The 15335-nt window shown below is 56.2% G+C and carries 12 protein-coding genes; 11 read left to right on the forward strand and 1 reads right to left on the reverse strand.

Annotated features, from left to right (window positions below; all coding sequences use genetic code 11):
* The first annotated feature begins 91 nt into the window (after window positions 1-91).
* The 5 genes from GOW92_RS08825 (at window position 92) to GOW92_RS08845 (ending at window position 7537) form a co-directional block, all read left to right on the forward strand.
* Window positions 92-1876: an acyclic terpene utilization AtuA family protein gene (locus GOW92_RS08825; protein WP_170559947.1), complete on the forward strand. Its 1785-nt coding sequence runs from the start codon at window positions 92-94 to the stop codon at window positions 1874-1876.
* Window positions 1876-3495, forward strand: a complete 1620-nt coding sequence (locus tag GOW92_RS08830) for an acyl-CoA carboxylase subunit beta (protein WP_170559949.1) — start codon at window positions 1876-1878, stop codon at window positions 3493-3495. The genes GOW92_RS08825 and GOW92_RS08830 overlap by 1 nt, the downstream gene beginning before the upstream one ends.
* Window positions 3496-3553: 58 nt before the next feature.
* Window positions 3554-5527: an acetyl-CoA carboxylase biotin carboxylase subunit gene (locus tag GOW92_RS08835; RefSeq protein WP_170559951.1), complete on the forward strand. Its 1974-nt coding sequence runs from the start codon at window positions 3554-3556 to the stop codon at window positions 5525-5527.
* Between the two features lie 89 nt (window positions 5528-5616).
* The gene (locus GOW92_RS08840) at window positions 5617-6402 is read left to right on the forward strand and encodes a TIGR03084 family metal-binding protein (RefSeq protein WP_170559953.1); all 786 of its coding nucleotides are present in this window, start codon (window positions 5617-5619) and stop codon (window positions 6400-6402) included.
* 25 nt (window positions 6403-6427) lie between these two features.
* A complete protein-coding gene (locus tag GOW92_RS08845) occupies window positions 6428-7537 on the forward strand; it encodes an AI-2E family transporter (protein ID WP_170559955.1) in 1110 nt (369 codons plus the stop codon).
* A 101-nt stretch (window positions 7538-7638) separates the two neighbouring features.
* Here GOW92_RS08845 and GOW92_RS08850 read toward each other — a convergent pair whose 3' ends face one another.
* Complete coding sequence (locus GOW92_RS08850) at window positions 7639-9618, reverse strand: bifunctional 2',3'-cyclic-nucleotide 2'-phosphodiesterase/3'-nucleotidase (protein WP_170559957.1); 1980 nt, start codon at window positions 9616-9618, stop codon at window positions 7639-7641.
* A gap of 331 nt (window positions 9619-9949) precedes the next feature.
* Here GOW92_RS08850 and bioB point away from each other — a divergent pair, with 331 nt between their 5' ends.
* Genes bioB through GOW92_RS08880 form a run of 6 tightly spaced genes read left to right on the forward strand, consistent with a single transcriptional unit; the run spans window position 9950 to window position 15332 of the window.
* Window positions 9950-10930 (forward strand): biotin synthase BioB, encoded by a 981-nt coding sequence (bioB, locus tag GOW92_RS08855; protein WP_170559959.1) that lies wholly within the window; start codon window positions 9950-9952, stop codon window positions 10928-10930.
* Window positions 10927-12060, forward strand: a complete 1134-nt coding sequence (locus tag GOW92_RS08860) for an 8-amino-7-oxononanoate synthase (protein ID WP_170559960.1) — start codon at window positions 10927-10929, stop codon at window positions 12058-12060. Before bioB ends, GOW92_RS08860 begins: the two co-directional genes overlap by 4 nt.
* Window positions 12057-12677, forward strand: coding sequence for a dethiobiotin synthase (bioD, locus tag GOW92_RS08865; RefSeq protein WP_170559963.1), 621 nt, complete (start codon window positions 12057-12059; stop codon window positions 12675-12677). The genes GOW92_RS08860 and bioD overlap by 4 nt, the downstream gene beginning before the upstream one ends.
* A complete protein-coding gene (bioA, locus tag GOW92_RS08870) occupies window positions 12674-13960 on the forward strand; it encodes an adenosylmethionine--8-amino-7-oxononanoate transaminase (RefSeq protein ID WP_170559965.1) in 1287 nt (428 codons plus the stop codon). The genes bioD and bioA overlap by 4 nt, the downstream gene beginning before the upstream one ends.
* A complete protein-coding gene (locus GOW92_RS08875; RefSeq protein WP_170559967.1) occupies window positions 13957-14577 on the forward strand; it encodes a pimeloyl-ACP methyl esterase BioG family protein in 621 nt (206 codons plus the stop codon). Before bioA ends, GOW92_RS08875 begins: the two co-directional genes overlap by 4 nt.
* Entirely contained in the window at window positions 14574-15332 is a 759-nt protein-coding gene (locus GOW92_RS08880; protein ID WP_170559969.1) for a methyltransferase, read from the forward strand. The genes GOW92_RS08875 and GOW92_RS08880 overlap by 4 nt, the downstream gene beginning before the upstream one ends.
* Window positions 15333-15335: the final 3 nt, after the last annotated feature.

Here is a 15335-nt window from a genome sequence, read left to right on the forward strand (position 1 = left end):
GATCATCGTTGACCAGCGTGATCGGCAAATCATAAAAACAGAACAGTCGGTCTGTAAACTGCAGATCGCGCCAAAACGGGAGAGACGTGGCGTGACACATTCTCTGCGGATCGGAGGAGCAAGCGGGTTTTGGGGGGATGCCGCTCATGCAACACAGCAATTGCTGCGTGCCCCACAGATTGACTTTCTGGTCTACGACTACCTCGCCGAAATCACCATGTCGATCATGGCTCGCGCGCGCTTGAAAGATCCCGAAAAGGGCTATGCGGTCGATTTCGTCTCAGAAGTTATGGCTCAAAACTTGAGCAAAATCGCCGAGCGCGGCGTAAAGGTGTTGTCAAATGCAGGCGGTGTAAACCCAAAAGCTTGCGCCGATGCGTTGCGGGGCAAATCTGCTGAATTGAGATTGAACTTGAAAATAGCAGTTGTCGAAGGCGACGATCTGCTGCCCCATGCGGCTGAGTTCGCTGATCGGACCGAGATGTTCTCCGGTGCGCCCATGCCGCCGATTGAGAAAATCGCCTCGGTCAATGCATATATCGGTGCGGGGCCAATATTGGCGGCGCTGCGGGCAGGCGCTGATATAGTCATCACAGGCCGTTGCGTCGACAGCGCACTAACGCTGGCCGCTTGTATGTCTCATTTCGGTTGGCGGCACGAAGACCATGATTTTTTGGCTGCCGGGTCGCTGGCGGGGCATCTTCTGGAATGTGGTCCCCAAGCGACCGGAGGCAATTTCACGGACTGGAAATTGGCAGGTGACATCGCCAAAATTGGCTATCCGATCGCAGAGATCAGCGATGATGGCAAAATCGCCCTGACAAAGCCGAAAGGTACGACCGGATGTGTGACCCCTGCGTCGGTCTGTGAACAGATGCTGTATGAGATCGGCGATCCACGAGCGTATGTCTTGCCGGACGTGGTTTGCGACTTTTCCGATGTCAGGATCGAACAATCAACGCCGGACCAAGTAATCGTCTCGGGCGCAAAAGGCCGCGCACCGACTGGGCAGCTAAAGGTGTCTGCCACTTGGGCAGATGGGTATCGCGCGGGAATGACGTTTCTGATCAACGGGCGCGACGCACGACAAAAATCGGATGCATTTGCCCAAGCGGGATTGGATCGCGCACGCGCTGTACTGCACCGAATGGGTGCCCCCGATTATCGTGAGGTGTCTGTAGAGGCTTTCGGCGGACGGCCCGGCACGAGCGAATACGAAGAGATCTCATTTAAAGCGGCTGTGAAGCACGACGATCCCCGCGCCGTTGGTGTCTTCTTGCGTGAGATCACCGGGGCTGCATTGGCTGCACCACCGGGACTGCATATATTTACTGGGGGAGGGCGGCCAAAACCTTCGCCGGTTGTCGCTCTGTTTTCCTTTCTGGTGCCCGCGGACACTGTAAACCTTCGTGTGACGATGGACGGCGAGAGCATCGCTTACACACCGCCAAAGACCTACCCGCAAGAGCCAGTGCCTGTTGGGATCAAAGCGCCGGAACCGGCCAATGAAAGCGTAGACAAGTGGGTCACACACCCCTTAGAAGATCTTGCATGGGCAAGGTCTGGCGACAAAGGCGATATTGCTAACATCGGGGTTATTGCGCGCCATGCAGCATATCTCCCCTACATTTGGGCAGCGCTGACCGAAGCATCGCTGGCAGACGTATTCTCTGACTCCCTGTGTGGCAGGGTCGATCGTTTCTATCTGCCCGGTACGCATTCCATGAACATTTTGCTGAACAATGCGCTGGGTGGCGGCGGCATAGCTTCCCTGCGTAATGATGCACAAGGTAAAAGCTTTTCTCAGATATTGCTGGCCACACCGATCAAGATTCCGGCAGAGTTATTCGTACACCCCGAACAAGGAGGCGTCTGATGGGTTTTGTCAGCCAGATCGTCCGCGACTCTGAGGTCTTTGCGAAAAACCGGGCCGATATGCTGGCGCTGGTCGATGAGATGCGCGCACTTGAAGCACGTCCAATCGCCCTTTCAGAAAAACGGCGCGAACGGATGGAGGCCCGGGGTCAGATCACACCCCGTGACCGACTGGCCCAGTTGCTGGATCCTGGAATGCCTTTTTTACAGCTGCATGGTTTGGCAGGCTATTGCGTCGATGTCGATGATCCGGAACAATCTGTTCCGGGCGCGTCGCTCCTCGTCGGTATCGGCTTTGTCTCCGGTGTGCGTTGCATGATTATCGTCGATGATGCGGGGATAAAGGCTGGTGCAATGGTCGAAATGTCGGCCGCAGCATTCCTGAGCGCGCAGGACATGGCATGGAAACAGAACCTGCCATTCGTGCATCTTGTCGAAAGCGCCGGCGCAAACTTGATGGAATACAAGGTCGAGTTCTGGGCCAATGGCGGAAAACTGTTCCGCAACCTTGCCCGCCATTCGGCCGCTGGCTTGCCCAACATTGCAGTACTACACGGCCCGTCAACCGCCGGTGGGGCCTATATGCCCGGTCTTGCGGATTATGTGGTTGGCGTAAAGAATAATGGTATGGCTGCACTAGCTGGGGCCGCGCTGGTCCACGCAGCGACAGGTGAAAAAGCAAATGACCGCGATCTGGGCGGGTCCGAGATGCACGCCAGCACATCTGGGCTGGTCGACTACCTGGCCGAGGACGATGCGCACGGAATCGAAATCGCGCGGAACGTAATGGCTCGGTTAGATTGGAACAAATCTTTGCCCGTGCGTCGCAGCAAAGAGGTACAGCCGCCGAAATACGATGCGGATGAGATCGCGGGTCTTGTTCCAACCGATTACCGTGTTCCCTATGACGTCCGCGAAGTTGTTGCACGTATCGTGGATGGCTCGGACTTTGAGGATTTCAAACCCGGTTATGGTCCGGCGACGGTTTGTTTGCAGGCCGTGCTCAACGGTATCGCCGTGGGCATCCTAGGAAACAACGGACCACTTGATCCCGCCGGGGCAAACAAGGCCGCGCAGTTCATTCAGTTGTGCGGACAGGCTGATATCCCACTGATCTTTTTGAACAATATAACGGGTTTTATGGTCGGTACGCAATATGAACAGGGCGGCATGATCAAACATGGCGCCAAGATGATTCAGGCCGTCACTTCGGTTAACGTGCCAAAGATCACGCTTTATATCGGGGCAAGTTTCGGTGCGGGCAATTATGGAATGTGCGGCTATGCCTATGACCCGGACTTCTTGTTTGCGTGGCCCAATGCAGCAACGGGTGTGATGGGTGGCGAGCAGGCAGCCGGAACGATGGAAATGGTCGCGCGGGCTGGGTTCAAACGGAAGGGGATTGATCCGGACGAAGCCAAGTTGTCCGCACAAAAAGCAGCAATTACGCAGCACTTCACCAAACAGGAGAATGCGTTCTACACCTCGGGTCGGTGCATAGATCACGGCGTAATTGACCCGCGCGACACACGGCGTGTGCTGGGCTTTTGCCTTGAAACCTGCCTTGAAGGTCGTGCGCGGACGGTCAAACCCAGTTCGTACGGGGTGCACAGGTTCTGACCATGCTGAACAATTCGCGAAGTTCCCATCCAAAACAAAGAACGGCAGGGGTTGAGGCATGACTTTTGATACGCTTCTGATTGCCAACCGCGGTGAAATCGCGGTGCGTATCCTGCGAACTGCCCGGTCGCTTGGACTGCGCACCGTGGCAGTTTACACAACCGCTGACGCACAATCCCCGCATGTCGACCTTGCCGATGAAGCGATTTGGATCGGGGAAGGACCGGTCGGAGACAGCTACCTGAAAGCTGAAAAGATCATTGAGGCCGCGCAGGAAACCGGGGCAGGGGCGATCCACCCGGGTTACGGGTTTTTGTCCGAAAACGCAGAGTTTGCGGCGGCAGTTGGCGCTGCGGGCCTAACTTTTATCGGACCCGAACCCGAGGCAATCCGGCTGATGGGCGACAAGGCCGTTGCCAAACGCCTGATGACAGATGCCGGTGTGCCCTGCGTGCCGGGGTATGAAGGCGATGAACAATCTGATACCGCTTTGACAGCAAAAGCCTGCAAAATTGGCTTCCCCATCATGGTTAAAGCCGCAGCAGGAGGGGGCGGGCGCGGGATGCGTCTCGTCCAGTCCGCTGAGGCACTTCCCGAGACGATTTCAATCGCAAGATCTGAGGCCGAGAGCGCTTTTGGATCCGGCGGGCTGATCCTTGAAAAAGCGATCAGCGATGCGCGCCATATCGAATTTCAGATTTTTGCCGATGGGCATGGGAACGTGATTCATCTGGGCGAAAGAGAGTGCTCGGTTCAGCGCCGCCACCAGAAAGTTATCGAAGAAGCCCCAAGCCCGGCCATGACGCCAGAATTGCGTGCCCAAATGGGGGCTGTGGCGATTGAGGCCGCCCGTGCTGTGGGCTATTGCGGCGCCGGAACCGTGGAATTCCTTCTGGAACCATCCGGCACGTTCTATTTCCTGGAAATGAACACCCGTCTGCAGGTTGAACATCCGGTTACCGAAATGGTCGCGGGCCTTGATCTTGTGGCGCTGCAGATCTCAGTCGCACAAGGTGACGCACTTTCAGTCTCCCAAGAAGACATCACCCTGGATGGCCACGCCATCGAAGTGCGCCTTTATGCCGAAGACCCCGCGAACGGGTTTCTTCCGGCAATCGGCCCAATTGATTTCTGGCAAGCTGCATCCGGCCACGGTGTGCGTGTGGATGCAGGTATCCAACAAGGGCAAGATGTATCTCCTTTCTATGACCCAATGCTCGCAAAGATCATTGCGCATGGCCCAACCCGCGAAACGGCACGCACGCGGCTGGTTATGGCTGTGAAAGAAACCATTTTGCTGGGAACGGTAACGAATGCACCGTTTTTGGACGATATTTTACAGCACAAATTCTTCATCTCCGGCGAAGCAACGACAACGTTTCTGGATCGGACTTATCCCGAAGGCCTTCCTGCGTACGAAGTAAATGCCCGAGACATCGCATTGGCGACAGCGCTGTTGTTGGATGCGGATCAGGCCCGTGCCAGGGCAACGGCGGGCTATGTCTCAGCCGACCAGCTTGGTTGGGCCAGTGCGGCGTTGCCGCCGTTTGCTACGACGTTTGCTTATAGAGACACGGAGATACAAACGCGCGCACTCGCCCGCCCGGGTGGGTGGACGATTTGGGTCTATGGCGACTCGTATGATGTCTCGTGCACCAAGTGTGACAACGGAAAGGTTCGCGCGCGCATAAATGCCCAGACCGTAGATGCCGCCACACACATAACGCACGACACAGCCCAGATCGCCATTGGCCCCGAACGTTTGATTTTTAGACGCCTGCGCCCGGGTGCGCTGGGTGCGGAACCCGTTGCTGGCGGCCGCGTTACCGCCCCCATGCCGGGCGCCTTGGTCGAGGTGTCCGCGAAACCGGGTCAGAACGTGTCCAAGGGAGATCGGTTGGCTGTTCTCGAAGCCATGAAAATGCAGCACCAGATCACCGCTGGCGTTGATGGGGTCGTCACCTCTGTCCATGTTGAGGTTGGCCAGCAGTTGAATGCGGGGGATGTATTGATCGAGATTGATGAAACGTAGATGGATTTGGATGTGAATCGGCTGTCGCCTCTCTCCAAAGGCATCCAGACCCATCGAAGACAGCCAAAACAAGATCGAAGGAAGACGCAGTGCAACAGGCAACCGATTTTCTGGAAGAAAGCGAGGCATTGTTTGCCATTCTGGCCGATGCTTCGGGCGACCAATGGTCCACCCAAACCCAATTCAAGGGATGGACGTTGAACGACGTTCTGGTGCACCTGCACTATTGGAACCAAATGGCCGATTTGTCGCTTCAGGACCCTGACGCGTTTACTGCACGGATTGGGGCACTTTTCACCCAAGCAAAGGCTGAAGGGCTACGTGCGGCGGAAAATAAAGCGATCTTGCTGCGTGGGAACGAGCTGCGCGAAGCGTGGCGGGCACTTTACACGGACATTGGCAAACGGTGGGCTGATCTCAACCCCAAACACCGGGTGAAATGGGCCGGCCCGGATATGTCGGTGCGCTCGTCAATGACCGCCCGTCAGATGGAAACATGGGCGCATGGACAAGAGGTTTTTGATATTCTTGGCATAGAGCGCGTCGAACGGGACCGGATAAAAAACATCGTCATTCTGGGGATTAACACGTTTGGTTGGGCCTATCAGGTCAACGGCAAACCCGTACCAGAGGCGATGCCACGATTGGAATTGACCGCACCGTCCGGAGCCTTGTGGGAGTTCGGTGAACAAGGGGTCAACCGGATAACAGGATCTGCGGTGGAGTTCGCGCAGGTATCAGCCCAAACACGCAACATTGCGGATACATCGCTGAAGGTAGAGGGGCCGGTTGCTGCGGAATGGATGTCGATCGCGCAGTGTTTTGCCGGCGGTCGCGAAACACCTCCTGCACCGGGCAGCCGTCACCGCGCTTAAGGTGTCCAATCTGCGTGAATAAAAGTTGAATATAGCACTTGAACCCGGCACAAAAGGAACCATGCGTCCGACCGAAAGCGAAGATATCCTGCAGTTTAACGTGACAAAACTTGCATCTGGCCTGATCGTCGCGTTCGTCATCGGTTGGCTACTTGTGCTGGGCAAAAGCATCTTTCTACCGGTCCTGTTGGGCATTATCGGGATTTACATTCTGGACTCGACCGCTTCGACAATCGGCCGTGTTCCAGGGTTGCGACACATTCCGCGCAGAGGCCGCCGTTTGCTTGCGCTGCTTGCCATCTTTCTGATGTTGGTTCTGATCGGAGTATTCCTTGAGGCAAACGCACAAGCAGTCGCACAGAACATCCCACAGTATCAAACCAACCTGAAGGCGCTGCTTGACTCGGTAATGGCCATGCTGGGCGTTAAAAAACTGCCGGATTGGTCCACGATCGAACAGACGCTTGCTGGCAAGTTCAATATCCTGGGATTTGTGCAGGGAACGCTGTCTACGGTGCAGGGTTTCGGCACGGTCTTGATGATGACGATCCTTTATATCGTGTTCATCCTTTCCGATCTGGATGACATGCCGGAAAAGGTTCGAAAGGCGCTGGGTGATGCTGAAACAGCAGACCGGTCGCTGAAAATCGTCGCTCAGATTAACCAGAAAATCGGCAGCTACCTGAGCGCCAAGACCCTGATCAACGTCATCCTGGCCGTGATCTCATACTTAATCATGCTGTTGCTTGGGATCGAATTCGCGATGTTCTGGGCCATTTTGATTGGGCTCCTGAACTATATTCCGTATCTGGGTTCTATCGTGGGTGTCCTGTTTCCCGTCATGCTCAGCCTCGTGCAATTCGGTGGTATTTGGCACGCAGTTGTCGCGTTGGGCGCGCTTATGGCGGCGCAGCTGTTTGTCGGAAATTTTCTTGAGCCCCGATTGGTCGGGAACTCGGTGAACCTGAGCGGGTTCATGGTGCTGTTTTCCCTTACGATCTGGACTGCGATGTGGGGATTGGCAGGCACCATACTGGCAATACCGTTGACCGCCGTTGTGATGATCATCTTGTCGCAAATCCATTCCACGCGACCGCTGGCTATTTTGATGTCAGAAAGCGGCGAGCTTGACTGAATGCACAGCAACCCGGATTTCGGAGTTAAACAACCGTTCTTCTGTAGTGAGCGACCGCCGCCCTCTGGAAAAGACGGCGGCCTTTAGAAAACCTCTTTGGCTTATAGTTTGATGCGGAACGCGGCAAAGCCATCGGAGCCTTCGCCGGCATCTTCGATCGACACCCCTTTGACATCGTCCATATAGTCGCGGGCCTTTGGTCCGGTTTCGAACAGAACCGTAGTATCCGCGAGTGGGGCGAAAGACCAATTGGCGTCGGCTTTTGGATCGATCGTACCCTGTTCGACAATGTAACGTACGATGACGTCGCGGTTGGTATCCGGCGCCTCGAAGACGATCGTGTCACCCATCGCACCCGGGAATGAGCCACCGCCCGAAGCGCGGTAATTGTTGGTGGCAATGATGAACTCCATATCGTCGGTAATCGGAGTGCCGTTGAAGGACAGGTTCACGATCCGCGCGGCGTCGGGGTGCAACTCTTCACCTTTTGGCCCAAAGCGCGAAGGCTGGGACAGGTCGATCTGATAGGTCACGCCGTCCATTACGTCAAAATTATAGGACGGGAATTCCGGGTTCAGCAGGATTGCGTCAGCTGAGCCGGGCTCGACCTGATTGAACATACCCGCCGAACGCTCCAACCAGCCCCGGACCTGCGCGCCGTTCACGCGAACCGCCCGCACAGTGTTTGGATAGAGGTACAGGTCAGCTACGTTTTTGATGGCTACATCGCCCACTGGGACGTCGGTATAGTATTCTGGTCCACCACGGCCACCGGCCTTGAACGGGGCAGCGGCCGATAGGATTGGCAGCCCCTCGTGTTCGGTGCCCTTCATCATCTCTTCGACATACCACTTTTGCGCGATCGACACGATTTGCACCGACGGGTCATCCGCGACGAGCGCAAAATAGCTATGCAAAGGCGCAGACGTCTTGCCAACGGCGCGGCGCACATATGCCAGTGTTTCGTCGTGATCTTTGGCAACCGAATTCAGAACGGTCTGGTCGTCGCCAACCAGCGCGGTGATCGAGCGGTCTTCGTTGCGCTTTGAGATCGGGCGGGCCTCGGATGTCGTTGTGACGACGCGCCATTCGTCTCCGCTGCGTTCCAGTAGTAGGTCTAGCAGGCCCAGATGCGAGCCCCAGAATCCGCCCATGACCGCAGGTTTACCCAACAGCGTGCCTTTTTCGACGTCGATGCCTGGACGATCCGCGAAGGTGGGCGAAGGGAAGACCAGGTGATTGTGGCCTGTGACCAGCGCGTCGATGCCATCGACGCCAGCCAGCGCGACTGAGGCGTTCTCCATCCCGTCGGTGTGGTCTGCCTCACCGATACCCGAATGCGACAGGGCGATGATCAGGTCGCAGCCTTGCTCTTGCATTTCTGGTACATAGGCTTTCGCAGTATCGACAATGTCTCGGGCCTGAACGTTGCCTTCCAGATGCTTGCGATCCCAATTCATGATCTGAGGTGGTGTAAAGCCAATGACGCCGACCTTGATTGGATGCTTGCTGCCGTCGCCCATTTCAATTTCCCGGTCCAGAATGGCGTAAGGCTTGACCAGGGTCTTATCATCACGTGGCCCTGCACCTTGTTCTTTGGCTACGTTGGCCAACACGACAGGGAAATCAGCGCCAGCGAGCGATTTTTCCAGAAAATCCAAGCCGTAGTTGAATTCGTGATTGCCCAAGGTCGCAGCGTCATAGCCGACTGTATTGAAGGCGGTTATGATTGGGTGGGCGTCGCCTTCCTTCATGCCGCGTTCATAGGCGATGTAATCACCCATCGGGTTTCCCTGCAAAAAGTCACCATTGTCTACCAGCAACGAGTTGGTCGCTTCGGACCGAATATCGTTGATGATCGATGCCGTGCGCGACAGGCCCACGGTATCGCGCGGCTTGTCCGCGTAATAATCGTAAGGGAACACATGCACATGGATATCGGTTGTTTCCATGATCCGCAGATGCGCCTGATTGTCAGCGGCAGCGGCCGAAAACGGGTGCAGAGTGATTGCCGCGGCGCTGGCGGTCGTTGTGGCAAGGAACTGGCGACGAGACATCAAAAAGTGGCTGGAGGAGGTCATTCGGATCCTTTCAATATGTTGGTCGACGCGCCTTTTGCATGACTTGCAATACAAACGTGTGACACTGGTATTCGACGCGTTTACAGCGGCGCGGCCCATGAGGGGTAATGAGGTACTGAATACCATTGTGGTCTGCTAGCCCAATCATAGCAATATGTGTCGATTTGAGACGGGTGGCTTTTCTTGCCGGGCCTAGTGCGGACGTGCGTACCACAGGAGTCATTCGCATAATTCCGCCCGAGTGACGCAATGGCCAGATTCTTGTTGTGATCGTGATCTTTATCTATAAAAGTATTCGCAGCCATGAGAGTTTTCGAAAAGTATCTATAAAATGAAAAACACCTCCCCGCTGTGGTCCCGCGAAGCTGCCCAAGCGTTGTATGACCTTCCGTTGATGGATCTGCTGTTTCGCGCTCAGACAGTGCACCGCGAAAACTTTGATCCCAACAAGGTTCAGACATCCAAACTATTGTCGATCAAAACCGGTGGATGCGCCGAGGATTGTGCCTATTGCTCGCAATCGGCGCGGAACGGATCAAAGCTGTCGGCCTCCAAATTGATCGAGGTTCAGCGCGTTCTGACCGAAGCGCGCAAGGCGCGCGACGGTGGGGCAACCCGGTTCTGCATGGGCGCTGCGTGGCGCGAACCCAAAGACCGGGATATGGATGCCCTTGTTGCCATGGTCGAAGGCGTGCGCGAGATGGGGATGGAAACATGTATGACCCTTGGCATGCTGGACGACAATCAGGTGGTCCGTTTGCGCGACGCCGGGCTTGATTATTACAACCACAACATCGACACGTCCGAACGGTACTATCCCGAAGTCATCACCACTCGCACCTTTGCAGACCGGATTGACACGATGAACCGTGTGCAGGAAGCGGGTATCAAGGTCTGTTCCGGCGGTATCCTCGGAATGGGCGAAGAGGTTCAGGACCGGGTCGATATGCTTGTCACTTTGGCCAATATGAACCCGGCACCGGATTCAGTGCCGATCAACATGCTGATGCCGCAGGAAGACACACCATTGGCAGACGCGAAGCCCATCGACCCGATCGACTTTGTGCGGGTAATAGCCGTGGCACGGATAATGATGCCGCAGTCTTATGTTCGTCTGTCCGCAGGGCGCAGCGACATGACTGATGAATTGCAGGCCATGTGCTTCTTCGCTGGCGCTAACTCAATGTTTGTAGGTGAAACGCTTTTGACGGCAGAAAACCCCGAAGAAGACACTGACGCCATTCTATTCAAGAAGCTGGGTCTACAGGCAGAAACGTCAGTTGAAAAATCCTGCCTGGATGCTGCTGAATGAAGGCATTGAGTCGTTTGAGCTCGATGCTTGAATTGCTGGGCACCCGGCATCGTCGCCGGGTGTTGGCACCTCGGTGCGGTCGGGACTTTGCTTCCAACGATTACCTTGGTTTGGCACAATCATCGCTCCTGCGGGATGCAGCCCAAAAGGCATTGGGGCGGGGTGTGCCACTGGGATCCGGGGGCTCTCGTCTGTTGCGGGGCAATCACCCTGAGCATGAGGCGCTGGAACATGAGGCTGCCGCGTTTTTCAACGCTGAGGCGGCTTTGTTCATGGGCGGGGGTTTTCAGGCAAATCAGGCAATTTTTTCGACCCTCCCAGCAGCCGAAGACCTGATCCTTTATGACGTTTTGGTTCATGCCAGTGCGCATGAAGGCATGCGGATGGGGCGTGCCCAAACACGTGCGTTTGCCCATAACGATGTGGCAGCGGCCCGCCTGACAATTGAGGAATGGTTGGCAGAGGGCGGAACGGGCCAAATCTGGATCGCCGTGGAAAGCATCTATTCAATGGAAGGCGACATTGCGCCTCTGAACGCGCTATCGGATCTCGCCCTTAGACATGGCGCCATATTGGTCGTGGACGAGGCCCACGCGACCGGAGTTTTTGGTCCGAACGGTAGAGGCTTGGCACATGGCCTGGAGGCTGATCTGCTGACTCTGCACACCTGCGGGAAAGGATTGGGGGTTTCGGGCGGGTTGATTTGCGGCCCGCGGGTGATCATCGAAACACTGATCAACCGCGCGAGGCCGTTTATCTTCGCGACAGCCCCGTCGCCCTTCAATGCGGCCCTGGTTCGGGCGGTGCTGCAGCATTTGCAAACGGATCGTTCGTTGATACTGAACGCCCAGTCCCGAACCCGCCACGCGCATACCATCGCACGTCAGTTCGGAATACCCAAAGAGGCGCTTAACAGTCACATTATCCCCATCATTCTGGGTGATGACGCCAAAACCATGGAAACGGCCGAAAAACTACAGGCCAAAGGTTTTGATGTCCGTGGTATCCGGCCGCCGACCGTGCCACGCGGCACATCGCGGTTGCGTGTTTCGATCACCGGTAACGTTGGCAAGGAGGACATAAACGACTTATTCGAAACACTGGCGCAGCAACAGGCGGAGGCGGCATGAGCGCTGTAATCGTGGCAGGCACTGACACCGGTGTCGGAAAGACAGTTTTTGCGGCGGGGCTGACAGCCGCTCTTGGCGCGACCTATTGGAAGCCAGTGCAATCGGGGCTTGAGGATGCGACGGATACAGAAACAGTCTTGGCGCTTTCGGGTGCCGAAGTCGTGCCCGAAGCCTATCGACTGAACATGCCGGCCTCGCCGCATTTGTCGGCCGAAGACATGGGTGTTGAGATTTTGCCTGATCGGCTGACGCTGCCTCAGGTCAAGGGACCTTTGGTCGTGGAAGGGGCAGGCGGGGTCATGGTGCCGCTGAATCGCTCGACATTCTTTCTTGATGTAATCTCGGAGTGGCAAGCACCCGTGGTTCTTGTAGCGCGCACCGCGTTGGGGACGATCAACCACACAAGTCTGTCCCTGATGGCCTTGCGGAACGCGGGATGTAACGTCGTCGGTGTCGCGTTTGTTGGCGATGCTGTGCCGGACGTTGAACAGACCATCGCTCAGATGTGTCAGATCACCCATTTGGGTCGCTTGCCACATCTTGAAACCCTCTCACGGGAAACGCTGTCAGATGCCTTCGAAGCAATCGACACGGAAACAATTCGGAGGGCCCTGTGACCGGACTGGAATTTGACGCCCGCCATTTGTGGCATCCTTATACAAATGTTTTGAACCCCGGACCGATGCACTTGATCACCGAAGCGGAAGGGGTTTGGCTGACACGCGACGATGGCACTCGCATGATTGACGCTATGTCGTCTTGGTGGTGTGCGGTGCACGGTCATCGTCACCCGGCCATCATTGCTGCGATGCAGGAACAGCTAAACCAATTGCCCCATGTCATGTTCGGCGGCTTGACGCATCAGCGCGCAATTGAACTGGGTCGGAAGCTGATCGAGCTGTTGCCGGGTGGGATCGACCGAGTTTTCTACAGCGATAGCGGATCGGTTGCGATTGAAGTCGCCTTGAAAATGGCGGTGCAGTATCAGATGGCACTGGGTCATACTGGTCGGAAGCAATTCGCGACCATTCGCGGCGGATACCACGGGGACACCTGGAAAGCGATGAGCGTTTGCGATCCTGTGAACGGGATGCATGGGTTGTTCAGTGGAGCTCTGTCAATCCAGCATTTCTTGCCACGTCCACCGATCTCGTTGGAACAGGAATGGACGGATGATCCGACCCTGAATGGGCTGGATGCGTTGCAAGAGTTGCTGGAGACCAAAGCCGAAAACATTGCAGCATTGATCCTTGAGCCGGTGGTGCAGGGTGCGGGTGGTATGTATTTCTATCACCCCAAGTGGCTACAACGAGCGCAAGAACTGTGCAAAGCGCATGATATTCTCGTGATTTTTGACGAAATAGCAACCGGGTTTGGCCGCACGGGCGAACTGTTTGCAATGGATCATGCCGAGGTGGTTCCCGACATCATCTGTTTGGGTAAAGCGTTGACAGGTGGCCATATCACGCTGGCTGCAACCGCCGCGACAGAGAACGTTGCGCGCAGAATTGGTGAAAGCGAAGCCAGCGTCCTGATGCATGGCCCGACGTATATGGCCAACCCACTGGCCTGTTCAGCTGCAGTGGCGAGTCTGGAACAGCTATCGGTCAGAGATTGGCGCGCCGAGGTGCGCGCGATTGCCGACCAGATGAAGCAAGAGCTTGCCGCGGCACGTGAATTGCCCGGTGTGGTTGATGTCCGCGTGCTCGGAGCAATCGGTGTTATCGAAATGGAGCATTGGGTCGATCCGACGGTTGCACATGCTTTAGCACCCGAGACCGGCGTGTGGTTGCGCCCATTCGCCCACAACATCTATTGTATGCCGCCCTATGTCATCTCTGCCGATGAATTGAGCCGCGTAACATCGGCGATGGTGTCGCTTGTCCGAGGCCTGTCATGAAACAACGGTGGTTGTCGTGCTCAGGCACGGAAGAACTGATCCTGATTTTTGGAGGTTGGGCTCTGGGGGCTGCACCGTTCGCCGGGCTCGCGGCAGACAGCGATGTACTGTTTGTCGACGACTATCACGACCTTGGAAATCCTCTGTCTGACATCGCGCAATATGATCGGGTCAATTTGATAGCCTTTTCTTTTGGCGTCACCTCCGCGGCTCATTGGTTGGCTCAAACAGGATTTAGTCCTGACCGGCTGATTGCGGTTAGTGGTACACTATTTCCGGCTGACCCCGCGCGCGGTATTGCGCAAGATATGATCCGCGCCACTGCGGACAACCTGACCGAAGCCAGTTTCGCAAAGTTCTGTCGCCGCGCCGGGTTGAACGGGCCGGTTCCCGAAATCGATCCTGAGGCCGCGCGGTCAGAGTTGCACGCCGTGATCGATCGCGGTAACGCACCCGAGGTTGCATTTGACCGGATTTGGATACCACAGCGGGACCGAATTATCCCAAGTTCTGCGCAAGAGGCGGCGTGGGCGCACCAACAGTCCTCAGCGCGTGGCATAGACGCTCCTCATGTCCCGTTTCGCGACGGTCAAAGTTGGAGAGAGTGGATCGCATGAACGCCCACATTGCAGACCGCGTCCAGCGAAGTTTCAGCCGCAGTTTTCGCAGCTATCACGATGCAGCCGGCCAACAAGCCCAGATCGCCGATCGCCTTATCCGTGAAATGCAGGTCTGCGGCGCACCGCGTTGCTTCGCGACCGCATTGGAATTTGGATGTGGCACCGGCCACCTCACGAATCTGATGACAAGTGCATTCGACATTGGGCACCTGACGATCAATGACCTGTCACCCGAGGCAGTCGTCACCGCAATGGCGGCGAACGCAGATTTCTTGTGCGGCGACGCCAACGTCATCGAATGGCCGCCTCAGCCTAATCTGATCACGTCGGCGTCCATGATCCAGTGGTTGTACGACCCCGCAACCTTTTTGCAGCGCGCGGCCGAGGCATTGACCCCGGGAGGGTGGTTGGCGGTTTCAGGATTTGGACCGGAACAGTACCGCGAACTGGTCAAGGTAGGGTCAACAGCCAGCGCGCCGGGCCTGTGCCGATCTGAAGAACTGGCGGCAGCGATTGAAGACCAGTTGGAAATCATCACCTGCGGCGAAACTCTTTCTGTCCTGCACTTTGAGACGCCCCGAGACGTCCTCAAGCATCTTCGAAGAACTGGGGTCAACGGGCGTGCACAGAAAGTATGGACAAAAACCAGTCTGGCCGACTTTACTGCGCGTTATACCCGGAATTTCAAAACCGAGTCTGGCGTCTCACTTACATATAACCCGACATGGATTGTGGCCCGAAAACGATATTGAATG

The organism is Ruegeria atlantica (assembly GCF_013032505.1).
In the GTDB taxonomy this organism is placed as follows: domain Bacteria; phylum Pseudomonadota; class Alphaproteobacteria; order Rhodobacterales; family Rhodobacteraceae; genus Ruegeria; species Ruegeria atlantica_F.